This window comes from Aquabacterium sp. (genome assembly GCF_016234775.1).
In the GTDB taxonomy this organism is placed as follows: domain Bacteria; phylum Pseudomonadota; class Gammaproteobacteria; order Burkholderiales; family Burkholderiaceae_C; genus Aquabacterium.
Genome location: NZ_JACRAH010000051.1, coordinates 74,834 through 101,213, shown reverse-complemented (window position 1 = coordinate 101,213; position 26,380 = coordinate 74,834). Strand labels below are relative to the sequence as shown.

Annotated in this window: 23 protein-coding genes and 1 riboswitch; of the genes, 16 read left to right on the top strand and 7 right to left on the bottom strand. The window is 62.6% G+C overall.

What is annotated here, in order from left to right; translation table 11 throughout:
• Positions 1 to 7: 7 nt before the first annotated feature.
• Positions 8 to 1,789: an ATP-binding protein gene (locus tag HY836_RS16340; RefSeq protein WP_290678128.1), complete on the bottom strand. Its 1,782-nt coding sequence runs from the start codon at positions 1,787 to 1,789 to the stop codon at positions 8 to 10.
• 400 nt (positions 1,790 to 2,189) lie between these two features.
• A riboswitch (guanidine-I (ykkC/yxkD leader) is annotated at positions 2,190 to 2,307 on the top strand.
• A 59-nt stretch (positions 2,308 to 2,366) separates the two neighbouring features.
• Between HY836_RS16340 and HY836_RS16335 the strand changes: the two genes are divergently transcribed.
• The 3 genes from HY836_RS16335 to uca are packed head-to-tail and all read left to right on the top strand — an operon-like array spanning position 2,367 to position 7,691.
• Positions 2,367 to 3,272: an urea amidolyase associated protein UAAP1 gene (locus HY836_RS16335; RefSeq protein ID WP_290678126.1), complete on the top strand. Its 906-nt coding sequence runs from the start codon at positions 2,367 to 2,369 to the stop codon at positions 3,270 to 3,272.
• A 60-nt stretch (positions 3,273 to 3,332) separates the two neighbouring features.
• A complete protein-coding gene (locus HY836_RS16330) occupies positions 3,333 to 3,971 on the top strand; it encodes an urea amidolyase associated protein UAAP2 (protein WP_290678193.1) in 639 nt (212 codons plus the stop codon).
• A 6-nt stretch (positions 3,972 to 3,977) separates the two neighbouring features.
• Positions 3,978 to 7,691, top strand: coding sequence for an urea carboxylase (uca, locus tag HY836_RS16325; RefSeq protein WP_290678124.1), 3,714 nt, complete (start codon positions 3,978 to 3,980; stop codon positions 7,689 to 7,691).
• 18 nt (positions 7,692 to 7,709) lie between these two features.
• On the opposite strand, the gene HY836_RS16320 is transcribed toward uca, so the two are convergent.
• Positions 7,710 to 8,654, bottom strand: a complete 945-nt coding sequence (locus tag HY836_RS16320; protein ID WP_290678122.1) for an AraC family transcriptional regulator — start codon at positions 8,652 to 8,654, stop codon at positions 7,710 to 7,712.
• Positions 8,655 to 8,837: 183 nt separating this feature from the next.
• Between HY836_RS16320 and HY836_RS16315 the strand changes: the two genes are divergently transcribed.
• Positions 8,838 to 9,914, top strand: a complete 1,077-nt coding sequence (locus tag HY836_RS16315) for an oxygenase MpaB family protein (protein WP_290678120.1) — start codon at positions 8,838 to 8,840, stop codon at positions 9,912 to 9,914.
• Here HY836_RS16315 and HY836_RS16310 read toward each other — a convergent pair.
• Positions 9,871 to 10,467 carry a DUF481 domain-containing protein gene (locus tag HY836_RS16310; RefSeq protein ID WP_290678118.1) on the bottom strand — a complete coding sequence of 199 codons (597 nt, stop codon included), beginning with the start codon at positions 10,465 to 10,467 and terminating at the stop codon, positions 9,871 to 9,873. The two genes, HY836_RS16315 and HY836_RS16310, sit on opposite strands and share 44 nt — an antisense overlap.
• A gap of 221 nt (positions 10,468 to 10,688) precedes the next feature.
• Here HY836_RS16310 and HY836_RS16305 point away from each other — a divergent pair, with 221 nt between their 5' ends.
• From HY836_RS16305 to HY836_RS16250, 12 genes are all read left to right on the top strand, one after another.
• Positions 10,689 to 12,407, top strand: a complete 1,719-nt coding sequence (locus HY836_RS16305) for a nitrite reductase (protein ID WP_290678116.1) — start codon at positions 10,689 to 10,691, stop codon at positions 12,405 to 12,407.
• Positions 12,408 to 12,432: 25 nt separating this feature from the next.
• Complete coding sequence (locus HY836_RS16300) at positions 12,433 to 12,744, top strand: c-type cytochrome (RefSeq protein ID WP_290678190.1); 312 nt, start codon at positions 12,433 to 12,435, stop codon at positions 12,742 to 12,744.
• Positions 12,698 to 13,150 (top strand): cytochrome c, encoded by a 453-nt coding sequence (locus HY836_RS16295; RefSeq protein WP_367114725.1) that lies wholly within the window; start codon positions 12,698 to 12,700, stop codon positions 13,148 to 13,150. The genes HY836_RS16300 and HY836_RS16295 overlap by 47 nt, the downstream gene beginning before the upstream one ends.
• A 14-nt stretch (positions 13,151 to 13,164) precedes the next feature.
• Entirely contained in the window at positions 13,165 to 14,325 is a 1,161-nt protein-coding gene (locus tag HY836_RS16290) for a cytochrome D1 domain-containing protein (protein ID WP_290678184.1), read from the top strand.
• A gap of 1 nt (position 14,326) precedes the next feature.
• Complete coding sequence (locus HY836_RS16285; RefSeq protein WP_290678114.1) at positions 14,327 to 15,364, top strand: Lrp/AsnC family transcriptional regulator; 1,038 nt, start codon at positions 14,327 to 14,329, stop codon at positions 15,362 to 15,364.
• On the top strand, positions 15,357 to 15,869 hold the full coding sequence (locus tag HY836_RS16280) for an Lrp/AsnC family transcriptional regulator (protein WP_290678181.1): 513 nt from the start codon (positions 15,357 to 15,359) through the stop codon (positions 15,867 to 15,869). Before HY836_RS16285 ends, HY836_RS16280 begins: the two co-directional genes overlap by 8 nt.
• Positions 15,856 to 16,338, top strand: a complete 483-nt coding sequence (locus HY836_RS16275) for an AsnC family transcriptional regulator (RefSeq protein ID WP_290678112.1) — start codon at positions 15,856 to 15,858, stop codon at positions 16,336 to 16,338. The genes HY836_RS16280 and HY836_RS16275 overlap by 14 nt, the downstream gene beginning before the upstream one ends.
• 32 nt (positions 16,339 to 16,370) lie before the next feature.
• Entirely contained in the window at positions 16,371 to 17,642 is a 1,272-nt protein-coding gene (gene nirJ, locus HY836_RS16270) for a heme d1 biosynthesis radical SAM protein NirJ (protein WP_290678111.1), read from the top strand.
• A 66-nt stretch (positions 17,643 to 17,708) separates the two neighbouring features.
• Positions 17,709 to 19,316 (top strand): nitrite reductase, encoded by a 1,608-nt coding sequence (locus HY836_RS16265; RefSeq protein ID WP_290678177.1) that lies wholly within the window; start codon positions 17,709 to 17,711, stop codon positions 19,314 to 19,316.
• A gap of 123 nt (positions 19,317 to 19,439) precedes the next feature.
• Positions 19,440 to 21,482, top strand: a complete 2,043-nt coding sequence (locus HY836_RS16260; RefSeq protein ID WP_290678109.1) for a ribonucleoside triphosphate reductase — start codon at positions 19,440 to 19,442, stop codon at positions 21,480 to 21,482.
• 53 nt (positions 21,483 to 21,535) lie between these two features.
• Positions 21,536 to 21,745: an anaerobic ribonucleoside-triphosphate reductase gene (gene nrdD, locus HY836_RS16255; RefSeq protein ID WP_290678107.1), complete on the top strand. Its 210-nt coding sequence runs from the start codon at positions 21,536 to 21,538 to the stop codon at positions 21,743 to 21,745.
• Positions 21,746 to 21,769: 24 nt separating this feature from the next.
• Positions 21,770 to 22,471 (top strand): anaerobic ribonucleoside-triphosphate reductase activating protein, encoded by a 702-nt coding sequence (locus tag HY836_RS16250; RefSeq protein WP_290678105.1) that lies wholly within the window; start codon positions 21,770 to 21,772, stop codon positions 22,469 to 22,471.
• Positions 22,472 to 22,474: 3 nt separating this feature from the next.
• Here HY836_RS16250 and HY836_RS16245 read toward each other — a convergent pair whose 3' ends face one another.
• The 4 genes from HY836_RS16245 to HY836_RS16230 all read right to left on the bottom strand — a co-directional run bounded on the left by HY836_RS16245 (position 22,475) and on the right by HY836_RS16230 (position 26,346).
• Positions 22,475 to 23,638, bottom strand: coding sequence for an acyl-CoA desaturase (locus HY836_RS16245; RefSeq protein ID WP_290678102.1), 1,164 nt, complete (start codon positions 23,636 to 23,638; stop codon positions 22,475 to 22,477).
• 113 nt (positions 23,639 to 23,751) lie between these two features.
• Positions 23,752 to 25,002, bottom strand: coding sequence for an NnrS family protein (locus HY836_RS16240; protein ID WP_290678099.1), 1,251 nt, complete (start codon positions 25,000 to 25,002; stop codon positions 23,752 to 23,754).
• A complete protein-coding gene (locus tag HY836_RS16235) occupies positions 24,992 to 25,453 on the bottom strand; it encodes an SCP2 sterol-binding domain-containing protein (RefSeq protein WP_290678096.1) in 462 nt (153 codons plus the stop codon). The genes HY836_RS16240 and HY836_RS16235 overlap by 11 nt, the downstream gene beginning before the upstream one ends.
• Positions 25,450 to 26,346, bottom strand: coding sequence for a U32 family peptidase (locus HY836_RS16230; protein WP_290678093.1), 897 nt, complete (start codon positions 26,344 to 26,346; stop codon positions 25,450 to 25,452). The genes HY836_RS16235 and HY836_RS16230 overlap by 4 nt, the downstream gene beginning before the upstream one ends.
• Between the last annotated feature and the right edge of the window lie 34 nt (positions 26,347 to 26,380).

Here is a 26,380-nt window from a genome sequence, read left to right as displayed (position 1 = left end):
GCCCTTTTCAGCCCGCCATGGCCAAGGCCATGGGTTCGGTCTGCCGATCCGAGCGGCGAGCCCCGCCCGTCACGTAGCGCTTGACCACGCGCAGCAAGTCCCCGCGCAGGAAAGGCTTGGACAGGCAATCGTTCATGCCCGCCTGCAGGCATTCCTGCTGCACCTCCTGCTGCGTGCTGGCGGTCAGCGCCACGATGGGCACGGGCGCCACGCCGCGCTGTGACTCGATCATGCGGATGTGCCGCGTGGCATCGAAGCCGTTCATCTGGGGCATGTGGCAATCCATGAGCACCAGGTCAGCCTCGTGTCGGGCCAGCCACTCCAGCGCCAACTGACCGTTTTCGGCATGGGCCACGCGCAAGCCCATCTGCTCGAGTTCGGTGAGTGCCACGATCGCATTGACCGGGTTGTCTTCCACCAGCAGCACCGTAGCAGTTGGGGCCTTGCCTGGCGTCATGGCCACCGGCGTGATGGTGGGTGCCGCCTTGGTGGCAAGCTGCGCAACATGCGCCGTCATGCGCGCCAGCGGCAGGACGCAGCGGAAGGTTGAGCCCTCGCCCGGTCGGCTGTCGCAGCTCAGTTCGCCGCCCATGGCCACGCAAATCTCGCGCGCGATGCTCAGCCCCAAGCCACTGCCGGCCGCCTTGCGCTCATAGCGTCCGTCAACCTGATGAAAGGCATCGAAAACACGGGCCAGTTCATCCTCAGGGATGCCAATGCCGGTGTCGCTGACTTCCAGGCCGATGCGCGATGGCTGATCTGCTTCTTGCGGCAACTCGAACAGGCGCATGGTCACCTGCCCCTGCTCCGTGAACTTCACGGCATTACCCAGCAGGTTGAGCAGGATCTGCTTGAGGCGGCCACCATCCACATGGACCAGGTAGTCGGATGGCAAGGCGGAATCCAGCACCACATCCAGTCCTTTTTCCGTGCCGTTGACCGCGGCGAGCGACGTCACCTCACGAGCCAGTTCGGGCAGGTTCACCGGTGCCGGTGACAGCTCGATGCGGCCGGCCTGCAAGCGGGAGTAGTCCAGCACGTCGTTGATGACACCCAGCAGATGCTGCCCGGCCGATTCGAGCAGGTTCATGCGTTCGTGGGCCTCCTGGCTGCGCAACTCACCGCGAATCAGGCGAGACAAGCCCAGAATGCCGTGCAAGGGCGTGCGCATCTCGTGGCTCATGGTGGCCAGGAACTGACCCTTGGCCTGGCTGAGCGCCTCCGCCTCGCGCAAGGCCACTGCTTGCGACGCGGTAATCCGATCGTTCGTGTAGCGCAAGAAGAGCAGCTCGCCCACACGACGGTGCGCCCGCCCTGTTTCAAGCCACAACACGCCCATGAAGCCCGTGATGCTGATGGCGCCAAACAGGCCCAGTACCGAATTCAAGGTAGCGCAATACAAGGCGACCGAGGCCAGCATGGGCATCAACCAGATGCGTGCAGCCGAACGTTCTACCGTGAGCATGAAAGCCCCGCAGGCGGCCAATCCGGAGAGCGTGCCGATCAAGGTCGCCTGCAAATCGAGATGACCACGAACGGGCAACATCCACAACATGGCGCCCCACCAGGCACTCAGGGCGAAGATGGTGTATTTGATGTTGCGCATCCACCTGGGATGCTGGCGGTCCTTGGCACGAAAATACAGGATGCTGCGGGTGATGTGAATGGTAGCGAGCACGATCAGACCAGCCAGCCAGCCCCACCCCAGGGCACCCATCGGCTCGGCCACCATGTAGTCAACCATGATGGCGATCAGGCAGCCCAGACCAGCCGCAATGGTGGTGCCCATCGGGATGTGCGAAAAAAGCATACGGGTCCTCGCGGAGAGGACCTGTTCGGTCAAATGATCGGCTTGTGCGTGATCGGTGTGCATTTTTCGGCCGCCCGTCAGGAAAGGGCTTGGCACCGGGAAAAGCCCGGCGCCAAGCCAAAGGCAACGCTTTCAGTATCGACAAGACGCGCAAGCCGCAACACGGTGAACGCCCTTGGATGCGCCGCACCAATGCGCCAGACTGCTACATATTCCCACCCTCATATCGGGGGGATGCACCACTTCATGTCAGGCCATCAGGCGATCAAGGCGATCTGGCACCAGTTTCAGGCACAAACCTGACGGCAAGGGGGCAAAAGGGCTGGCATCAAGTTTGCTTACATTCAAGCCAGAGAGGAACGACGTCATGTCGTTGCTTCGAAAAGGTGGCTAGGGTTCCGGTCCCGCTCATGGCGGGATGACTGGTCCGAGAGCTGCCGGCCCGAGTCGGTTCACTGCCGGCACTGGCTCCACGGCGGGACAAAAGCCCGGGAGGTTCGCTTCAGCACTTGAAGTGTCCTCTCTCGTGCTTCCCAACCTGCCCGGAGTCAGTCCCATGTCAGCCGACGAACAGCGTAGTCAGTCCTCCATCAACACGGTGGATGACCACAGTGCCTGGAGCCATGATCGCGGTCGCCACGATCATGGCTCCCCAGGCACCCCTTCTACCGAAACGGCACCTGCCAATCCCCCCGCCGATCAGCCCGTGGACGCCCTGCCCCACTGGCAGCGCTTCGCACCAGATCTGCCCGCCGAGCGCGTGATGTGGTCGGAGGTCGTGCCCGGTGGTGGCCACTGGTCTTACGTGATGCCCCGCGGCAGCCGCCTGCGCATGGTGGCCCTGGATGCCGGCGCCAACCTCAGCATGGTGCTCTACCACGCCAGGGAAAAGCTCGAGCGCTACAACATGCCCGACTCGCTCAAGGCACAGCACACCGCCCACTACACGCGCGGCCACGTGCTGATGAGCGACATGGGCCGCGCCCTGGCCAGCATCACCGAAGACACCCTGGGCTGGCACGACCCCATGGGTGGTCTGCTGGATGCCGAGCGCCTGCACGCCAGATACGGCGACCGCAGCTTCCACACACACCGCAATGCCATGTACCGCAGCGGCAAGGATGGCCTGCTCATCGAGATCGGCAAGTACGGCTTGAGCCGCCGCGATCTGATTGCGCCGGTGAACTTCTTCAGCAAGGTATCGGTGGATGCCGAAGGCCGCTTCCAGTTTGCGCCCGGCCACGCTGCCGCAGGCGCCATGGTGGAGTTGCGCTTCGACATGGACACGCTGATCGCGTTTTCCACCGCGCCACACCCGCTGGACCCACGCCCTGACTACGCCCCCGGCAAGGTCGGGCTGGCCGCCTGGAAGTCAGGCCCTGCGCCCAAGGACGACTTCAACCGCGCCTTCCGCCCTGAGTGCGCGCGTGCACTGCACAACGCCGACATGACTTACCTCTGAACCGGAGCGCCCACCATGAACGCCACCGCAGACAACATGAACACCGCCGCCGCGACGGCCGTGCGCATCCAGGAAAGCCCGCTCGACCCAGCCCAAGCCGTGGTCAACCACGTGCTGCCATCGGGTGAGCCCCATCTGCTGCACATCGCCCAGGGGCAGACCCTGCGCATCGTCGATCTGGAAGGCAACCAGGCGGTCGATGTGATCTTCTACAACGCCAACGACGCGGCCGAGCACTACAGCGCCACGGACACCATGCTCAGCCAGGGTGGCATCTACCTGACCACGGGCTCGGTGCTGATGTCCAGCGAAGGCAACCCCATGCTCACCATCGTGGCCGACACCTGCGGGCGGCATGACACCCTGGGTGGCGCCTGCGCGGCAGAGAGCAACACCGTGCGCTACGCCTTGCAAAAAAAATTCATGCACAGCTGCCGCGACAACTACCTCATCGCCCTGCAGCACGCCGACATCGGCCTGGGCAAGCGCGATCTGGTGCCCAACGTCAACTTCTTCATGAACGTGCCGGTCACCGAGGATGGCCAGCTCACCTTTGCAGATGGGGTGTCGGGCTCGGGCAAGTACGTGGAGCTGCGCGCCGAGATGGACATCCTGATGCTGGTGTCGAACTGCCCGCAGCTCAACAACCCGTGCAACGCCTACAACCCCACCCCCGCGCAATTCCTGGTCTGGGACTGAACGAGCATGACTGACACCTCGCCACAAGCCAAGGGCTTCACCACCGTTCTCATCGCCAACCGGGGCGCCATCGCCTGCCGCATCATCCGCACCTTGCGCAAGATGGGGCTGCGCAGCGTGGCCGTGTATTCCGAAGCCGATGCCGATGCCCGTCATGTGGCCATGGCCGATGAGGCCGTGTGCATCGGGCCCGCCCCTGCTGCACAAAGCTATCTGGACGTGGCCCGCATTCTGGACGTCGCCAGGCAGACGGGCGCCGGCGCCATCCACCCCGGCTACGGCTTCCTGTCAGAAAACCCGGGCTTTGCCCAGGCCTGCGAGGAAGCCGGCATCGCCTTCATCGGCCCCACCGCCAAGCAGATGCTGGCTTTCGGGCTCAAGCACACCGCGCGTGAGCTGGCCCAACAACATGGCGTGCCCCTGCTGCCTGGCAGCGATCTGCTGGCGGATGCCGCAGACGCCCGCACGCAAGCCGCACGCATCGGCTACCCGGTGATGCTGAAAAGCACGGCCGGCGGCGGTGGCATCGGCATGCGCCTGGTACGCAATGAAGCCGAGCTGGACGCGGCCTATGAAGCCGTGGCCCGGCTGGCGCAAGCCAACTTCAAGGACGCCGGCCTGTTTCTGGAAAAATTCGTGGAGCGTGCCCGCCACATCGAGGTGCAGTTGTTCGGCAATGGCCTGGGCCAAGTCGTGGCCCTGGGCGAGCGCGACTGCTCGGCCCAGCGTCGCAATCAGAAGGTGATCGAAGAGACGCCCGCACCTGGCCTGGCACCCGACACGCGCCAGGCCCTGCTGGAAGCCGCCGTGCGCCTGGGCGAGGCGGTATCCTACCGCTCGGCCGGCACGGTGGAATACGTGCTCGACGCCGACACGGGCGCCTTCTACTTCCTGGAGGTCAACACCCGCCTGCAGGTGGAACATGGTGTGACCGAACAGGTCACCGGGGTCGACCTGGTGGAGTGGATGGTGCGCCTGGCCCGCGGCGATCAATGGCCCTTGTACGCGCCCAAGCCCAAGGGCGCCTCCATCCAGGTGCGCCTGTATGCCGAAGACCCGGCGCGCAACTTCCAGCCCAGCGCGGGCGTGCTCACCGAAGTGGTATTCCCTGAAGACGTGCGGCTGGACGGCTGGGTGGAGCGTGGCACCGATGTGCCGCCCTACTACGACCCCATGCTGGCCAAGCTCATCGTCACGGGCGACACGCGTGAAGAAGCCGTGCACAAGCTGCAAAAGGCCCTGGCCGAGACCAGCCTGGCCGGCATCGAGACCAATCTGCGCTACCTGCGCGCTGTGACAGCTGCGCCCGTGTTCGCGCAAGGCGAGATCGTCACGCGCACTTTGGGGCAGTTCGATTGGCACCCGCGTGCCATCGAGGTGCTGGACGGCGGCGTGCAGACCACCGTGCAGGACTGGCCCGGCCGCACCGGCTACTGGGATGTGGGCGTGCCCCCCTCAGGCCCCATGGACGACCTGCACCTGCGACTGGCCAACAAGCTGGTCGGCAACGAACAAGGCGTGGCCGCGCTGGAGTGCACCGTGGGTGGCCCCGCCCTGCGCTTCCATGCCGACATGGTGGTGGCCCTCACGGGTGCCCCCATGCCCGTGACCCTGAACGGCATCGTGCTGAGTACCGATCAAGCCTTCAACCGTGCCTTGCCCATCAAGGCGGGCAGTACCCTGAAGCTGGGCACAGCGCCACTGGCCGAAGGGGGCGCACGCACCTACCTCGCCACACAAGGCGGGCTGGATGTGCCGCTGTACCTGGGCAGCCGCAGCACCTTCACGCTGGGCCAGTTCGGCGGCCATGCCGGCCGCACCTTGCGAACCGGCGACATGCTGCATGTGAGCGCAGCGCCTGCCGGCTCGCCCGCCTTCGGTGACCTGTCCTTGAGCTCGCCCAGCCACCCGGCTCACGCCCTGCCCCAGGAGCTCTCCCCCACGCTCAGCCGCCATTGGGACATCGGCGTGATGTACGGCCCGCATGGCTCGCCGGATTTCTTCACGCCCGATGACATCGCCGTCTTCTTCTCGACCGATTACCAGGTTCACTACAACAGCAGCCGCACCGGCGTGCGCCTGATCGGCCCCAAACCGCACTGGGCGCGCACGGACGGCGGTGAAGCCGGCCTGCACCCCTCCAACATCCACGACAACGCCTACGCCATCGGCGCCATCGACTTCACCGGCGACATGCCCGTGATCCTCGGCCCGGACGGCCCCAGCCTGGGCGGCTTCGTGTGCCCGGCCGTGGTCGTGGGCGCCGAGCGCTGGAAGCTGGGCCAACTCAAGGCGGGTGACACGGTGCGCTTTCATGCCATCACCTTGGCGCAAGCCGAAGCCATGCAACAGGCCGTGGATACGCTGGTGGCCTCCGTTGGCGCGCAACGTGGCCACACAGCAGCGATCAGCGCCCCCGCCTTGCCACAAGGCGTGCCCGCGCATGAAGTCACGAGAAGCCTGTCACCCATCATCGACACCCAGGCTGACCGCGTGATCCGCCAGGCCGGTGACCGCTACGTGCTCGTCGAATACGGCCCCCTGCAGCTGGACCTGACGCTGCGCTTGCACGTGCATGCCGTGATGACCGCCCTGCAGGCCCTGCGAGATCAAGGCAAGCTGCCCGGCATCGTCGACATGACGCCGGGCATCCGCTCCCTGCAGATCCACTTCGATCCGATGGCCCTGCCCCGCACGCAACTGCTGACCGCGATCAACCAGGCCGAAGCCACGCTGGCCGCCAGCGACGACATCTCGGTGCCCACGCGCACCGTGTGGCTGCCCTTGTCATGGGATGACAGCGCCACGCGCCTGGCCATCGAGAAGTACATGCAGTCCGTGCGCCCCGACGCCCCCTGGTGCCCCAGCAACATCGAGTTCATCCGCCGCATCAACGGGCTGGACAGCATTGACGACGTCAAGCGCATCGTCTTTGACGCGAGCTACATCGTGATGGGTCTGGGCGATGTCTACCTGGGTGCCCCGGTGGCCACGCCGCTGGACCCACGCCACCGCCTGGTCACCACCAAGTACAACCCCGCCCGCACCTGGACGCCCGAGAACGCCGTGGGCATTGGCGGCGCCTACATGTGCGTCTATGGCATGGAAGGCCCTGGCGGCTACCAGTTCGTGGGCCGCACCGTGCAGATGTGGAACCGCTGGCGCGACACCCGACACGGGGCAGCCGACTTCGAAGCCGGCAAGCCCTGGCTGCTGCGCTTCTTCGATCAGATCCGCTTCTACCCGGTCAGCGAGGCCGAACTGGCCCAGATGCGCCGCGACTTCCCGGCCGGCCGCATGAAGCTGAAGATCGAAGAAGGCCGCTTCAGCCTGCGTGACTACCAGCGCTTCCTGAACGACGAGGCCGCCAGCATCACGGCCTTCAAGCAGGCCCAGCAAGCCGCCTTCGATGCCGAGCGCGAACGCTGGAAGGTCTCCGGGCAGGACGGCAGCCTCAGCGAGCCCGATCAAGCACCCGCGCGCGACGCAGATGCGCTGCCGGAAGGTGCCACCGCCGTCGGCAGCCCCGTCCCGGGCAGCGTGTGGCAGGTGCTCGTCAAGGAAGGCGACGAGGTGCAGGAAGGCCAGACGCTCGCCGTGGTTGAATCCATGAAGATGGAGTTCCCGGTCCTGGCGCCCGCTGCAGGCAAGGTGCTGCAGGTGCGCTGCCAGGAAGGCAGCGGCGTGTCTGCAGGTCAGAGTGTGGTGGTGCTGGCCTGAGGCTGTTCGCCCCGGTGATCAGGCCAGGTCAGCCCGCCACTTGCCCGGGCTGACACCGAACCAGCGCACGCAGGCCCGGTTGAAGGCACTCTGCTCCGAGTAGCCCAGGCGCTGACTGATCTCGGCCAGCGGCACGCCACCGGTCAGGTACTGGCGCGCCAGGCGCTGGCGCACGGCATCCACTGCCGCCGTCAGGGAGGTGCCAGCTGCACTGGCCTGAGCACGAAACTGCCTGGGCTCCAGAGACATGGCCTGCGCCACGCTCTCCAACGTCAACACACCGTCCGACAGGCAGGCCTCGATGGCGCGGTCCATGCGCACGATGAACTGCTCGCCACGGGCATAGCGCTCGATTCGGCGCTGCATCTCTTCGCGCATGAGGCGGCAGACATCGGGGTTGGACGCGGCCAGGCGATGCCCCAGCAACTGGCGGTCAATGTGCACCGCGTTGCGCCCCCGCTCGAACAGCACCGGGCAGTGGAAGAAAGCCTCGTAACGCGCCTGCGGTGCGTCTGCCGCGTGTGCGAACTCGATGCAACGAGGATGAGACACATTGCCCGTGATCCAGCGCCCGAACTCGATCCAGCCCGCCAAGGCGGCCTCGATCTGCAAGGGCAAGCTGGGCCACGAACCTTGCGCTTGCAAGGTCACCACAGCGTCATCGCCCTCCTCGCTCAATTCACATTGTGCAAAGCCCAGGCGATAGGGCTCGAACTGGCAAAGCAGCTTGATGGCATCGCCCAGGGTGCCGCTGCTCATGCTGGCATAGGCCAGCACATCCAGCGCCACGGGGGTCACGGCCCCTCCGAGTTGCAGGCTCAGCGGCATGCCCTCGGCGCGGTCTTGTGCGCGAAGGGCTTCCTGCAGCAGCTCGTCAACCAGATCCAGCGCCACCCGGCTGCCGGGGTCAGCCAGTTCGGCCAGCACCACGCCCTTGGTCGACGCCAGATCCGCCAGGTCCATGCCCAGGCTCGACATCGCGTCAAGAAGGTATCGCAGATAAAAACCAGCAGCAGTCAACAAGTTAAAGCCCAACGCCACAGAAAGTGAAGGTGATGTCAAAACCGCTTGTCAGCCGCGTCAAGACGCCACACCAGCCCCGACTTTACGCTCAAGGCCAGTCAAACCAACAAGCAAGGTGACATCGTGACGCTTCCCACCTCCGAGGCCTACCAGCAATTCTCCCAACAAGGCGACCCGCTCGCCGATGCCGTGATCTCGGCACTCATGCAAGGCGGGCGGCGCGGCGGCGACCTGTTCAGCCAGGTTCAGCAACTGGCCAAACAGGAAGGCGGCATCTACAAGACCCTCATGGACCAGATCAGCCATGTGCCCAGCTGGGCCGACACGCAGGCCATGCGCAAGGGGCAAGAGCTCTTCCTGCGCTGTGCACCGCTGTCCATTGCCTCGTTCGTGCTGGGCAGCCTGCTGGTGACCTACACACCGCCTGGCTCGGCCAAGGTGCTGCTGCACACGGGCCGGCTGCGTCAGGATGTGGTCAGGCGCTTGTTCGAGACCTCCACCATGGTCCACGCCGTGATGCAGCCCGGCGCGCTGGAAGTGGGGGCGCCTGGCCACCAGGCCATCATCCGCGTGCGCCTGTTGCACGCCATGGTGCGCTACCACGTGATGACGCGTGCGCAGTGGCCGAGCGATGAGCTGGGCAGCCCGATCAACCAGCAGCAGATGGGCCTCACCTCACTGGGCTTCAGTTCCCTGCTGATCAACAGCATGCGCAGCCTGGGTGTGGTCATCCCTGAAGATGAAGCGCGCAGCTACCAGTTGCTGTGGCGCTATGGCAATTACCTGCAAGGCGTGAACCTCTCGCTGCTGCCAGACACGCTCGAAGACGAAGCGCACCTGTACGAGCTCTTCCAGCGCACATTGATGACACCGGACGACAACAGCCGCACCCTGGTAGCTGCCGTGCACCAGGGCCTGGCATGGCAATCACCCTTCTTCCTGCCGCAAGGTGCCCTGGAAGCCATATCCAGAAGACTGCTGGGCAGCAAGCTGGCCGACAAACTGGCCATCCGACGCCATCCCTTGTGGGCCATGGTGATCGCCGTGGCCGCGGGCTTGCACAAGGCCACGGCACTGCGCTACCGTATTCCAGGCTGGCGCGACATGGAAGTGCGTGCAGGCGCGCGCTACTTCACCTACCTGGTCAACAAGGGTCTCAAAGGCAAGCCAGCTGACTACGCCCTGAAAACCTCGACCTGAGGTTCAGAGCCAGCCCCATGGTCCGAAAGGTCTCGCGGCGGCTTTGCTCCTGCACACCATTGAACTTGAGCGACAGCTGATCGGTGACTTCCCAATTGGCCTTCACACTGGTCGTGTAAAGCACTTCGCTGACGTTGTCGCCATCTTCGGCATGGGCCACCCGATAGCCTGACCCCAGTTCGGCACTGACCGTCCAGTCACCATCGCCCCCAAACTTGCGCCCCACCCCGGCGCGCAAGGCTTGCGCCGATTGGTAGTAGCCGAAGCGGTTGTGCCGCACGCGTGGCGACACATAGGCGTCATACGGTGAGCTATCAAAGAACTGCTTGAACTTGATGTTCGCGTCATAACGGTCACGGTTGATCGACTGAGGCGTATCAGCGTCCTTGATGTACTCGCGATCGAAGCGCAACTCCCCGTCCAACTCCCTCTGCGGCAGCAGATGCGCCACATCAACTGCCAGTGTCAGGCGACGGCTGGTGTATTCAGACAAGTGCGCATCACGCCCGCAGTCAGAGGTCGCACCCACGACCCAGGCAAGTTGAGGCAACACAAACGAATGCGCGACCACCGTCGCCCTTCCGCATCAGCCCAGATGAGGGCTGGCATTTCTTGAACTGCTTCAAGGACAGCCCACTTCACCAGATCGAACATCCCCTTGCTTCACATGAGGGTATGTCGCCACCCCAAGCAGGTCCTTCACCAACCGGTACCTCAACGGCACAGCACCGGGTCAGGTTGTCCGCCGGCCCCATCGATACTGGAGAAACAAAGATGAACACTCCGCGCATGGCCAGACTGGCTGCCGCCTTGACGGTGGCGCTGGCATTCGGGGCACACGCTGAAGAAGCCAAGAAGCCCTCACAGTCCGAGATCAACTACCAGGCAGGAACCTCGCCGCTCGCCAATGAGCCGATGTACCAGAGCGCCAATCCCAAAGCGCCCGCCATGACCCAGACGGAATTTGACAAAGCCCGCAAGATCTACTTCGAGCGCTGCGCGGGTTGCCACGGCGTGCTGCGCAAGGGCGCCACGGGCAAAGCATTGACCCCGGACATCACACTGGCCAAGGGTACCGATTACCTCAAGGTCTTCATCGCCTATGGCTCGCCCGCCGGTATGCCCAACTGGATGACCTCTGGCGAGATGAGCGAAGCCGATGTGGATCTGATGGCCCGCTACATCCAGCAGGATCCTCCGCAGCCACCCGAGTTCGGCATGGACCAGATGAAGGACACCTGGAAAGTCATCGTGCCGCCCGAGAAGCGCCCGACGAAAAAGCTGAACAACTACAACATCAGCAACATCTTCTCGACCACGCTGCGTGACACCGGCGAAGTGGCCCTGATCGACGGCGACACCAAACAGATCATCAACATTGTCAAAACCGGCTATGCCGTGCACATCTCGCGCACGTCAGCATCGGGGCGTTACCTTTATGTGATCGGCCGCGACGCCAAGATCAACATGATCGACCTGTGGATGACCAAACCGGACAACGTGGCCGAAATCCGCGTGGGCCTGGAAGCCCGCTCGGTTGACACGTCCAAGTACAAGGGCTATGAAGACAAGCTGGCCATCGCGGGCAGCTACTGGCCGCCGCAGTACACCATCATGAAGGGCGACACACTGGAGCCGCTCAAGATCGTGGCCACTCGAGGCATGACGGTCGACAAGCAGGAATATCACCCAGAGCCCCGCGTGGCGTCCATCGTGGCCTCGCACTTCAAGCCTGAATTCGTCGTGAACGTGAAAGAAACCGGCAAAACACTGCTGGTGGACTACTCGGACATCAACGCACTCAAGACAACCGAAATTGGCACAGCTCGCTTCCTGCATGACGGCGGCTTTGACTCCAGCAAGCGCTACTTCATGGTGGCAGCCAATCAGAGTAACAAGATTGCCGCGGTTGACCTCAAGGACGGCAAGCTGGCTGCCCTGATCGATGTGGGCAAGATCCCTCACCCGGGTCGCGGTGCGAATTTCGTACACCCGAAGTATGGCCCGGTATGGTCCACAGGGCATTTGGGTGATGACACCATCGCACTGATCGGCACGGACCCGGTTCACCACAAGGCGCAGGCATTCAAGGTGGTCGAGACCATCAAGAGTCAGGGCGGTGGTTCACTCTTCATCAAGAGCCATCCGAAATCGAAGCACTTGTACGTAGACAACCCCCTGAATCCAGATCCCGCCATCTCGCGAAGCATCGCCGTGTACGACATCAAGAATCTGGCCAAGGGTTACACCGTGCTGCCAATCGCAGACTGGACTGGCATCAAGGATGGCGGCGCCATGCGCGTGGTTCAGCCGGAGTACAACAAGGCTGGTGACGAAGTCTGGTTCGCCGTGTGGTCGGCCAAGGACAAGCAATCCGCCATCGTTGTGGTGGATGACAAGACGCTCAAGCTGAAGTCGGTCATCAAGGATCCACGGCTGATCACGCCTACTGGCCACTTCAACGTCAACAACACCCAGCACGACATCTACTGATCACAACAGAAGGAAACACATCATGATCAAACAACTGTTGATCCTCAGTTCGCTGGCCTTGGCAGCCACCACAGCCCTTGCCACACCCGACGAGGCCATGGGCAAAGCGGGATGCATGGCCTGCCACACCAAAGACAAGAAGGTGGTGGGGCCGTCCTTCAAGGACATCGCCGCCAAGTACAAGGGCGACAAGGAGGCCTCGGCCAAGCTGACTGAGAAGGTCCGCAAGGGTGGCGCTGGTGCTTGGGGCCCCATCCCCATGCCGCCTCACCCGGCCGACAAGATCAGCGATGCCGACCTCAAAGGCTCGGTTGATCAGATTCTCAAAACCCAGTAATCCTGCAACCAGCATGCCGCCAATCGTCCATGCACATCAGTTCAGGCGATGGTGGGCTGCATGCGTCAATATCGCAGTATGGGGGCTGTGCTGGCTGCCGTTTGGCGCCTGGCCTCAGACACAGACACCTGAACCCGAGCCAACGGCTGTCAGGCAACAGGCCCTCATTCACATCGTCAGGCAGGACTGTGGCTCATGCCATGGCATGCGCCTCACAGGCGGGCTCGGCCCCGCACTGACACCCACATCATTGGCCGAGCGCCCCGTGCCCGCGCTCGTGGCCACCATCCTGCAAGGCCGCTACGGCACACCAATGCCAGGCTGGCAGAGCATGCTGGATGAACAAGACGCTCGCTGGATTGCAAAGCAACTCCTGCGCGGCTTTCCCGAGGTGAAGCAACCGTGAACACCGTACGCTTGATCCTCTCCCTGGCCGCCTCACTGTTTTTGGGCGCCTGCACCACGCCCCCCGTTCCCGTCGGTACGGGTGATCTGGGCGTGGTGATTGAACGGGCCAACGGCACCGTGGCCGTGGTCAACACCAGCTCGCCAACCATCCTGGGCGAGATCAGCGGCCTGGGCGATCTGTCGCATGCATCGGTCGTGTTCTCGCGCGATCAGGCCCACGCCTACGTCTTCGGCCGTGATGGTGGACTCACCAAGATCAATATCCTCACCCGCCAGATTGAAGCCCGCAGCATGCAGGCCGGCAACAGCATCGGCGGCGCCATCTCGCAAGACGGCAAGCTCGTTGCCGCGCAGAACTACGAGCCCGGCGGCGTCAAGGTATTCGACGCCCACACACTGAACCTCGTGGCCGACATTCCAGCCGAATACGCACCCGGCAAGCGCTCCCGCGTGGTCGGCCTGGCAGACTTGCCCGGCCACCGCTTCATCTTCTCCCTGTTCGATGCAGACCAGATCTGGCTGGCCGACCTGGCTGATCCTTCGCAACCAAAAGTGCAGCGATTCACGCAGATCGGCCATCAGCCATACGACGCCCTGGTCACTCCAAACGGCCGCTACTACATCGCCGGGCTTTTTGGTGAAGACGGCTTGACCCTGATTGACCTGTGGGCACCCAAGCCCGAAGCACGACGCATCCTGCAAGGCTATGGCAGAGGGCAACAAGCCCTCCCCGTCTACAAGATGCCCCATCTGCGAGGCTGGGCCGTGGCAGGTCGGCAAGCCTGGTTGCCCGCGATCGGGCGCCACGAAGTGCTGGTGGTCGACACCGACACCTGGCAGGAAGTCGGGCGCATCGCCGTAGCTGGGCAGCCTGTCTTCGTGATGGCCCGCCCTGATGGTGGCCAAGTCTGGGTCAACTTTGCCGTGCCAGATTACCACCGCGTACAGGTCATCGACACGCAAAGCCACCAGATCGTCCGGACGCTGGAGCCAGGCAAGGCCGTCCTGCACATGGAGTTCACACCACGTGGCGAAGCCGTGTGGATTTCATCGCGAGATGCCAACCTCGTGACCGTCATCGACACCAACTCCCTTCAGACGCTCGGCACGCTGAGCCTGCCTTCACCCAGCGGCATATTCTTCACAAGCCGCGCAGCACGAATGGGGTTTTGACATGAACCTGTCCGACCGGCCTGCTCTGGACCAGTTGTTACTCAACGACTGGCAGCGCGACTTCCCTCTGTCCGACTCACCCTTTGCCGCGATCGCTCTGAAATGCGGCAGCGATGAAGCCACGTTGCTGACCACCTATCGACGCCTGTTCAAGGACGGCAGCGTCAGCCGCATTGGCGGCATCTGGGGCGCAGGCGCTGGTGGTGCCGCCATGCTGTGCGCCTTGTCGGTACCGGAAACCCGCCTGAAAACTGTAGCCGAACAGGTCAACGCCATTGAGGGTGTCAACCACAACTACGAACGCGAACACCGCTACAACCTGTGGTTCGTCATCACAGGACGAGACAAACCGGCCGTTCATGGACAGGTTGATCAACTGGAGCACCGAACTGGATTGACCGCACTGCGCTTGCCCATGATTCGGCCCTATCGCATCGATCTGGGCTTCGATCTGCGACAGACCCAGCCAGCGCCCCACCCTGGCGAGGCAACCCTAACAATTCGGCAGCGATCCGTACCCGTAGCAGTTGACGAGGAACGCCTCGCTGCATTGGTCGAAGAGGGACTGCCATTGATGCCTCGCCCCTACGAAGCATGGGCACAAGCACTTGGTTGGTCGACCGACCGCATTCGTGCGACATTGAATCGCTGGCTGCATCAAGGCACACTGCGCCGCTTTGGCGTCGTGGTACGCCACCATGACCTGGGCATCTGCGCCAATGCCATGACGGTGATCGATGTGCCTGACGACCTGGTTGATGGTCTTGGTGCCAGGCTGGCGGTTCAAGATGGCATCACCCTGTGCTATCGCCGTGAACGACATCGAGACTGGCACTTCAACCTTTACTTCATGGTTCATGGCCGGGATCGAGCCACGGTGGGAGGCGTCATCGAAAAGGCCATCGCGCAAGCCGGCCTCGCAGGCCGTCCTCGCCAGACCCTCTTCAGTGGCCAGCGATTCAAGCAAACAGGCGGCCGCTACTTCCGGGTTCAACCCGCACCATCCAGGCAGGAGCTTGCGCATGAACAAGCTGCTTGACCCCATCGACGCACAGCTCATTGACCGGCTCCATGGCGGATTGCCCTTGAGCGAGCGCCCTTATGCCGATGTCGCCACAGACCTTGGTCTGACCGAGGCTGAGGTATTAAGACGTTTGCAGACGCTGCTGGCCAACGGCCTGCTGACCCGCTTTGGCCCGCTGTTCCAGATCGAGCGAGCCGGCGGTCAGTTTCTGCTGGCGGCGATCGCCGTACCAGAGGCGGACTTCGAACGTGTCGCCGAGCAGGTCAATGCGCTGCCAGCCGTGGCGCACAACTATCGTCGCACCCATCGACTCAATATGTGGTTCGTTGTGGCCGGCGAAACGCCAGAGCAAGTGACCCTGGCCTGCCGTCAGATCGAAGCCGAAACCGGCCTGCATGTGTATGCCTTCCCCAAGGAGCGCGAATTCTTTGTTGAACTGCGTTTAAGCGCCCAGGCCGCAATGGCCAAGCAGCAGCATGTACAAGCAGCCAGCCGAGGAGAACCCCATGTCGCTCACTGATTTCGACCGCCGCCTGATCACAGCCACGCAAGGCGGCCTGCCACTGGTGCCGCGGCCGTACGCTGCCGTTGCCGAACAACTGGGCGTGAGCGAAGCCGCTGTGCGCGAACGCATGGCAGGCATGCTCGACGAAGGATTGATCAGACGCATCGGCGCCATACCCAATCACTACAAGCTGGGCTACACCGCCAATGGCATGACCGTGTGGGACGTGGATGACGAACGTGTGGACGAACTCGGCGCCAAGATTGGCGCCCTGCCAACTGTGTCGCACTGCTACCGCCGCCCGCGCGCCCTGCCCGAATGGCCCTACAACCTGTTTGCCATGGTGCATGGGCAAAGTCGCAGCGAGGTCGAACGCGAAGCCATGCGCATCCATTGTCTGCTGGCCGATGCTTGCCGTAGCTTTGACATCCTCTACAGCACGGCCATCCTCAAGAAAACCGGTCTGCGCCTGGCCTCAGCCTGATCGACCGAGAAGCCTCGCACCAGGAGCTCGTCATGTTTCGCATTTCCCAATACCTGCGCGAAGTGGCCCAGGCAGAACAACAAGGCGTCTACCCCATGCCGCGCCGTGGCGGCTCACCGCCAGGGCCCGTCGTGATCTGGAACCTCACACGCCGCTGCAACCTGACGTGCAAGCACTGCTACGCCTTGTCGGCCGACCACGCCTACCCTGGCGAGTTGAGCACGGAAGAGGTCTTCGACACCATGGATGATCTGAAGGGCTATCGTGTGCCCGTGTTAATCCTCTCGGGGGGGGAGCCCTTGCTGCGCCCGGACTTGTTCGAGATCGCCGCGCGTGCTCGTGATCAGGGCTTTTACATTGGCCTGTCCACCAATGGCACCTTGATTGATGCCCCCATGGCAAACAAGATCGCCCAGGTCGGGTTCGACTACGTCGGCATCAGTCTAGACGGACTGCGTGAAACTCACGACAAATTCAGACGACTGGAAGGGGCCTTCGACGCCTCTCTCAACGCGCTGCGACTGCTCAAGACGCACGATGTCAAGCTCGGCCTGCGCTTCACCATGACGGCCATGAACGCACATGATTTACCAGCGTTGTTGACACTCATGCGCGACGAAGGCATCAGCAAGTTCTACTTCTCGCATCTGAACTATGCCGGGCGCGGCAACATCCACCGCGCCAAGGATGCCCACTTCAACGCCACGCGTGAGGCGCTTGATCTCTTGTTGCGCACTGCCTGGCAAGCCGCGCTCGAAGGCCGCAACGAAGAGTACGTGACGGGCAACAACGATGCCGACGCCCCCTACCTGCAGGCCTGGCTGCGCGAACACATGCCGCAATGGGCCCCTGCCTTGCGCGAGCGCCTACGCGCATGGGGTGGCAACGCATCAGGCCTGCACATCGCCAATATCGACAACCTCGGCGACGTGCATCCGGACACCATGTGGTGGCACCACAGCCTGGGCAACGTGCGCCAGCGGCCCTTCTCCCAGATCTGGTCCGATACCAGTGATCCCTTGATGGCGGGCCTCAAGACGCAGCCCCGCCCTGTCGAAGGCCGTTGCGCCAGTTGCGTGCATCTGGATCTGTGTGGCGGCAACACACGCGTTCGCGCCCAACAGATCACCGGCAACCCCTGGGCAGAAGATCCGGGCTGCTATCTCAGCGATCATGAAATCGGCCTGCACCCCACTGATGCGCCGGCCCGGGTGGCCGTCACGCCGTTCTGCAGCACCAAAGTGCCCCATGCCCCCAAGCCCGGCGTGATACCCATCGTGAATCAACTGGCCACCGAGCCCTGAACAAAGCAGACACCCATGAGCACCGACATCATCTGGCGCGTGTTGCTGGCCGCATCCATGCTGCTGATGGGCTTGGACATGAGCCACGCCGCGGAGGCGGCGCCACTCGTGGCGACGCCTCAACTGTTCCAGCAGCACTGCGCCACCTGCCATGGCGAGCAACGCACAGGCGGTATGGGCCCGGCTCTGCTGCCTGAAAGTCTGGAACGACTGCGCAAGGCAGAAGCGCTCAGGGTGATCACGGCCGGACGGCCCGCCACCCAAATGCCAGCCTTTGGCGACAAACTCAGCGAAGCGCAGATCAATCAACTCGCGGCGTGGATCTACACGCCTGTGGCGCCTCCGCCCAACTGGGCCGAGGCCGACATCCGCCAGTCTCGTACAGAAAACAAGCCAGTCCCATCAGCCAAGGACAAACCCGCCTGGACGGCCGATCCGCTCAACCTCTTCGTGGTTGTGGAAGGCGGTGATCACCACGTGTCCATTGTCGATGGCGACAAACTGGAGGTCATCCACCGTTTCGCCAGCCACTATGCCCTGCACGGCGGCCCGAAGTTTTCGCCAGATGGCCGCTTCGTGTACTTTGGGTCCCGCGACGGCTGGATCACCAAATACGATCTCTACCAACTGCGCGTCGTGGCCGAAGTGCGAGCGGGCCTGAACATGCGCAATGTGGCCGTCTCAGGCGATGGTCAATGGGTGCTGGCAGGCAACTACCTGCCCGGCAACGTGGTGCTGTTTGATTCGCAACTGAACCTGGTGCGCATCTATCCCGCCACCAGTCTGGATGGCAAGCAGACCTCTCGTGTCTCGGCCGTGTACGACGCGGCACCGCGCCAAAGCTTCATCATCGCACTCAAGGATCTGCCAGAACTGTGGGAGATCTCTTACAACCCCCAGGCAGCGCCAATTCACGATGGCTATGTGCATGACTTCCGAATGGGCGAGGGCATCGCCAAAACGGGCTACCTGGGGGTACGCCGCACGCCGTTGAGTCAGGCTCTGGATGACTTCTTCTTCGACCCGCCTTATCGACATGTGATCGGTGCGGGGCGTCCAGCGGCCACCAAGCGTAGCGTCGAGGCGTCGGCCGCATCGGCGACGTCGACTGCGGCATCCAGCACCGCCGTGAATGACGCACCCAGCGCACAGGTCATCAACCTGGATGCCCGCCAACGCGTGGCAAGCCTGCCCTTGCCCGGCATGCCCCATCTGGGCTCAGGCATCAGCTTCCAGTATCAAGGGCGGGCCGTGCTCGCCACGCCCAATCTGCAACAAGGCCTCATCAGCGTGATCGACATGAAGACCTGGCAGATCATCCAGCAGATCCCCACACCGGGGCCCGGCTTCTTCATGCGCAGCCACGAACGATCCCACTATCTGTGGGCCGACTCGATGATGTCCCCACAAGCAAAGAACACCCTGACCATCATCGACAAAAAGACCCTGCTGCCCGTCACGCAAATCAAAGGCCCCGAAGGCCAGACCTTGGCCCACATCGAGTTCACACGAGATGGGCGTTACGCGCTGGCCAGCCTGTGGGAGATGAACGGCGCCTTGATCGTGTATGACGCGGCTACATTGAAAGAAGTCAAGCGACTTCCCATGAGCAAGCCCGTTGGCAAATACAACGTGTTCAACAAGATCACGCGCTCGGAAGGCACCTCGCATTAACCCAGCATTCGCCTGGGAATTGCCATTCGATTGACGAGCATCAACAGGAAGGTTATTTGATAACGGAACACTATATGTAGCGTTTTAGATCACACACAAACACTACAGATAGTAGGAGCCCGCATGTCAGACAGCCCCCTCGTATCCGCGCAGACCTGTGCGGTCGCCGTCATCAAGCGCAATGGCGCCACCGCCAGTTTCAAGCTCGACAAGATCACGCGAGCCATCGAAAGCGCAGGCAAGGCCTCCGGTGAATTCGACGCCACACGTGCGGCCGAACTCGCCCGGCAAGTCAGGCAAGCCTTGCAACGTCGCGTCCCCACCGTCGAGCAGATTCAGGATCAGGTCGAACGGGCGTTGATGGATGCGGGGCACTTCGATACCGCCCGCGCCTACATCGTCTACCGCGAACAACGCAGTCAGTTGCGCGCAGACAAGGCCTGCGCAGTGGATGTGGAGCGCTCGGTCAACGAATACCTCTCTCAGCAGGACTGGCGTGTCAATGCCAACGCCAACCAGGGCTATTCTTTAGGCGGGTTGATCCTCAACGTATCAGGCAAGGTGATCGCCAACTACTGGCTGGCCCATGTGTACCCGCCCGAAATCGGCCAGGCGCACCGCGAGGCCGATCTCCATATCCACGATCTGGACATGCTTTCGGGCTACTGCGCCGGCTGGTCATTGCGCACCTTGCTCCACGAAGGGCTCAACGGTGTGCCAGGCAAGGTGGAGGCGGGCCCGCCCAAGCACCTGTCCAGCGCCGTGGGCCAGATCGTCAACTTCCTGGGCACGCTGCAAAACGAATGGGCTGGTGCGCAGGCCTTCAGCTCGTTTGACACCTACCTGGCCCCCTACATCCGCAAGGACTGCCTCAGCTACGAACAAGTACGCCAGTGCATCCAGGAGCTGGTCTACAACCTCAACGTGCCCTCTCGCTGGGGCACGCAAACGCCCTTTACCAACCTGACCTTTGACTGGAGTTGCCCGGAAGACCTGCGTGAGCAGGTGCCCATCATCGCGGGACAGGAGATGCCTTTCGCCTACGGCGATCTGCAAACCGAGATGGACCTGATCAACCAGGCCTACATCGACGTGATGATGTGCGGCGACGCCAAGGGCCGTGCCTTCACCTTCCCCATTCCCACCTACAACATCACCAAGGACTTCCTCTGGGATCATCCCAACACCGACCGTCTGTTCGAGATGACGGCCAAGTACGGCCTGCCCTACTTCCAGAACTTCCTCAACTCGGATCTGCAGCCCAACATGATCCGCTCGATGTGTTGCCGCCTCCAGCTCGATCTGCGTGAGCTGCTCAAACGCGGCAATGGCCTGTTCGGTTCCGCCGAGCAGACAGGCTCCCTGGGCGTGGTCACCCTCAACTGCGCGCGGCTGGGCTACCTTTACAAAGGCGATGAAGCCGCCCTGCTGGCCCGCACCGATGAGCTGATCAGGCTGGGCAGGACCAGCCTGGAGATCAAGCGCAAGGTCATCCAGCAGCACATGGACAACGGGCTCTTCCCCTACACCAAGCGCTACCTGGGCACGCTGCGCAATCACTTCTCCACGCTCGGTGTGAATGGTATCAACGAGATGATCCGCAATTTCACGGGCGATCAGGAAGACATCACCACCCCATGGGGCGAAGCCTTCGCGCTGCGCTTCCTGGACCACATCCGCGCCCGCATCACGGACATCCAGGAAGAAACCGGCCACCTCTACAACCTGGAGGCCACACCGGCAGAAGGCACCACCTACCGCTTCGCCAAGGAAGACCTCAAGCGCTTTGACGACATCCTGCAAGCCGGGCCCAGCGACATGCCGTACTACACGAACTCATCGCAACTGCCCGTGGGCTTCTGCGACGATCCGTTCGAAGCCCTGGAGCGACAAGAGGCCTTGCAAGCCAAGTACACAGGGGGTACCGTATTGCATCTGTACCTGGGTGAGCGCGTCTCATCTGCGCAGGCTTGCAAGGAACTGGTCAAACGGGCCCTGACGCGTTTCCGCTTGCCCTACATCACGATCACGCCCACGTTCTCGATCTGCCCCGTACACGGCTATCTGGCGGGCGAACACGAGTTCTGCCCCAAATGCGACGAAGAGGCACTGGCACGCAACCGCACAGCCAGCCCATCCGACAGCAACTGCTGCGCTCATCACTGATCCCGACCGCTCTTACCAACCGTCAAGCAAAGCTTCAACAGGAGTCTCACCACATGAACACCATCCGCCATCCCTCGCAAGCTCACCCCGCACTCGCCGAGGGCGAACGCCAGCGTTGCGAGATCTGGACCCGCGTCATGGGCTACCACCGCCCGGTCTCGTCGTTCAACACCGGCAAGAAGGGCGAGTTCGCCGAACGCATCTACTTCAAGGAGCCCGGCCAGCCCTGCGCCACGCGTTCGCTTGAAGAGGCCTGTGCGTAAGCCCTTGCGCTTGTTGACAATCCCATGCTGAAAATCGGCGGCTTCACACCCTTGAGCACCACGGACTGGCCAGGCAAACTGGCCGCCGTGGTCTTTGTGCAAGGCTGCCCCTGGCGCTGCCACTACTGCCACAACGTCGACTTGCAAACCCGCGAAGGCGGCCTGCCTGGTGGCTGGCTAAAGGTTCTGGGCACACTGGCGCGCCGGCAAGGTTTGCTCGATGGCGTGGTGTTCAGCGGCGGCGAGCCCACACTCGATCCCGAGTTGCCGGATGCCATTCAAACCGTGCGCACAATGGGCTTCAAGGTTGGCTTGCACACCGCTGGCGTCTACCCTGACCGACTCGAAGCCATCCTGCCTTACGTGGACTGGATCGGCTTTGACATCAAGGCCAACTTCACCGATTACGAAGCCATCACTGCGATCCCCAGAAGTGGCCAGCCTGCCTGGCGCAGCCTCCAGGCCGCGCTGCAAGCGGTGAAGCACCAAGGCCTTGAACTGGAGATCCGCACCACCTGGCATCCCCAATTACACCGCGACAACGCGCTGGTCGCCCTGGGTCAGGCTCTGGCCGAGATGGGCATACAGCGTTGGGTGCTGCAACCCTTTCGAGATGCCCATATTCAAACGGCCGAGCACGCAGAACTCAGCGCCAGTTGGACCCCGCCGTCAGCCGAACTGCTGCAACGCCTGCGCGATACCGGCTTGACGCTGGAAGTGCGCTAGCGATCAAGCCTGTTGGCCCGGCACAGGCGCGGCACGCACAGGCGGCTTGGGCGGGAAGGAATAGCGCCACATCGCCGACAAATACTGACGAATGGCCACACCCCAGTTCGGATTGCACTTGTAGGGAATGTTGTACTTGGCGCAGACCTGCTTGACCTCCCGGGCCATGTCCGGGTAATGGCGCGAAGGCACATCGGGGAACAGATGGTGCTCGATCTGGTAGTTCAGGTGCCCCCACAAGATGCTCATGCGGCGGCCACCCTTGAAGTTCACGGTTGAATCAAGCTGAGACAGGTACCAGCGGCCTTTGTGCGCCAAAGCATCTTCCGGCTGCAAGGGTTCGGTCAGGTGCGTGGCCTGGATGGTCAGGCTGATCCAATAGTTGTTCAAACCATCGACCAGCATGTTGCCCAGCATCACCTTGAAGAAGGAGTAGCCCGTTGCAAAGGCCAACAAGGGCATCACCAGGTACTCCTTGGCCATCACGCGCCCGACAGACAGCCAATGGCGGCGCCTGAGCGTCTTCTCATCGCCACCAGGGAACACCGGTGCATAACCCTCGTTGCCCTGCGGAAACCGCGTGGCGCGGTCAGCCTGCCTGAAGCCCAGGTTCTGCGCGTTGAAACCGTACAGCACGATGGGATAGGCCGCGAACAGATAGGTGGGCACCTGCCACAGATGGTACTTGTTCCACGGCTGCCTGTCATTCATGCGCAGGATGCCATGGTTCAAATCGGGGTCCATCTCGTACACATTGGTGTGCACATGATGTTGCCCATTGTGTTCACGCCGCCAGCCCTCCTCGTCCACCGGCGCCTTCCACTTGAAGTTGTGTGAGTGGAACTGCGGAATCTCCGGGAAATAGTCGTACTGACCATGCAGCACGTTGTGCCCGATCTCGATCGACTCCAGATTGCGATGCAACCAGGTAAAGGCCACACCCAGGCTGAAAGTCAAAGGGTCCGGACTGATCCACAACAGGCCACGCCCCAGCACCTCGGCAATGCGAGACTTGAGGCGCAAGCCCTTGATATAGGCCACGTCCTCAGGCCCCAATTTGGCCCGATACCGCTGTTTGATGGCATCGAACTCTGCCTCGATCTGATCGTAGAGGGCCTGGCGGTCGGCCTCATCACAGGAGGCATGCTCGACAACAGCGTGTTTCATCTCATGCAAGAGGGGAAGACTGAACAATGGCCGGCATGTTAATGAAGCTCGTTAAATTGCCACCCAATGTTTTCCCTTGCATTCGCGCCCCGACCACGCAGCCCAGGGAGGGGTCAACCCGGACGCCCGTCCACCCGAGGCTGGCCGTACCAACGCCCATAACGCAGAGACCAGGCGCCCATGACCAGCAGCCACGCGCTCGCGGCCCCCACCAGCAAGGCAGGAGATGAGGCACTCCACAGCACAGCAGACATGCGCAACAGCACGGCCACCTGCAGCCCCCAGAAGAGGCCCCACGCCAGGTTGTCTGCCGTCAAAGTGCGGCCACTGTGCCCGCAACTCACGCGTGTGACCATGGCGATCAACACGCTGCCCAGAAACCCCATGGTGAGCGCATGCAGGGGCAAGAGGCTCAGCTGAACCTGCCCGACTGCGCCCAGAATCACCGAAGCGGCATCCAGGCAGAAAGCCAGGCCCAGCCACACAAAACCAATGTGGAGCATGGCCAGCAGGCGAATCCGCAGGCTTTGGACCAAACCCCAACGCACAGCCAGCCCGATGACCAGCGCACCCGATGCGCTGGATGCCACGGCGCGCAAGCCCAGCCAGACGGGCCCTTGCCATCCCAGCTCTTCGAGCACCAACCAACATCCCTGCACACCAACCAGGCCCAGCAAGGTCCACAACAACCAGTTGGGCCGCCAGGCATCCAGCACAGGCAAGGCTGACGCCGTGAAAAAGGGAATCATGCGGTGCGCGACGGTCACGTACACCGGCACGATGAACCACCACAAGCCCAGCAAGGCAGCCAGGCGGATGATGCGGTAGTCGCCCAAAACAAGGCACACCGCGGCGCTCAGCATGACCAGCACGCCCAAGCTGCATGCAACTGCGATGAGCTTGGCGTGCAGGCGATCCCGCGCCGGGCTACGCCGAACCAGACCAAGGAAGCGCCAGGTCAACATGGCCCAGCCGATCGCCGCAAGGGCCACGCCGGCAGACGCCAGCCCATGGCTCACGAGCGAACCGCACAGCAAAGCCAGCCACCCGGCACCCGTGGTGAACACACCCGGCGCAATCGCCCGAGCTTGAACCTCACCCATCTGCAGCCACTTCGGCCCAGCCGTGAACAGGAAACCACTGAAGAACAAGGGCATGAAGCCCAGGCTCATCACCACGGCATGAACAAAAGTGGGGGGCACTGCCATTTCCAGTGAAGGCCACGCACCTGACCTGGCCAGCATTTCGACCCACCACCAGGCAGCCGCAGCCGACATCACGCAGGTCGCCGTGAAGAAACTCAGCCTGTGCGGCGCAGCCAGCAAGGTCGACAAGCGCCAGGGCCTGGCACCGTCACCCGGCATGGTGCGCCCCCGTCGAACGTGAGGACGCTCCGGAGGATGGCCAACGTGGGGGCCCCACGGCATCCAGCGTGTTCTTCAGCAAGAGGCCGAATTCGGTGTCGCCCTCCATCACCATAAGGCGATCAAAGAACAAGGTGTCGGGGTCATCACGGCCTTGCAGCAAGCGCCAGTAAATCGGCGCACAGGCCTTCAAGCGCAAAGCCACGGTCTGACCGCTTGCCGCTGGCACCAAGCCTTGCGGTCCGGCCATCAAGCGGAAAACCACGCCAAGGTCATCCACACACAATTCGACAACACGGCCGGACAAGGCCTTTTGTGTCTCGCCGTCCACCATCGGCCACCACAAGCGGTTGAGCGCCTGCGCTGCCACCAGTGAAGGGGGCCACGATGGCAGACGAGTCGCGATCTGCCGCAGCCACGGCGGCACAGGTAGGGACTGATGGCGGCTCATGATGTCACCCACTCCAACCCGGCACGTTTGGGCTGGGCAAAACCGTTGGACAAAGGCCCGGGCAAATCCAGATCCTTTAGAAGCTCGATGGCCGCCGTTGCGGGCGCACCGCCATTCATCACGGCGTCAAACTGGCGCACGACCTCGGCAAAACCACGCGACGTGGGAGACAGGCGCAAGCGCGTCACACCCGCCTGGACCAGTGCAGCCTTCTCACCCAACAGGCAATGCACCGAACCCGACTGTGTCTGTATCCCGTTGATGGCCAGGAAGTCCTGCCCTTCACGCGTACGCAGCACCAGGCCATCGGGATCATCCAGGCAACGGAAGCCACAGGTGTCCTTCTGGAGATGATGATGGCGGGCCGTGAAGCAGCGCGCCGACAAGGCCAATGGCATGCGCCCGAATGCGAATACTTCAGAGGGCACCAGAGAGCCCGGCGGATTGATCTGCCCTACAGCCTGCAAAGACAACTCAACCGGAGCCACCCAACGCCTCGCACCCAAGGAGATGTACTCCGCCAGCGCGGGTGCGCTGTACACGTTGACATGCAAGCCGATCACCCAGGGTGCATGCCCGGCCAGCAGGTGCACAGCAGCGGCATCATTGGCCTCCACAATGAAATCGCCTTGCTCGGCCAGACGGCGCAAGGTGCGCAACTCGGCTTCGGTTTCAATCAAGGCCTGTGTACCGATGACGACGTCCTTGCCGGACTGGCGCAAATCACGAGCGAGATCCAGCCAGTCATCCGGCTTGAATTCATGACGCCGTGAACACACCACCTCACCCAGGCAAACAGATGTTGCGGCCGAATCAGCCACATCAGCATAGAAGTCAATCACCGCCTGCCTGGACCAGTAGTACTGCACTGGCCCCACACTCAGGTCAAACATGTTTGTCCTCAAATGGGCTGCGAGCCCTTGTTGT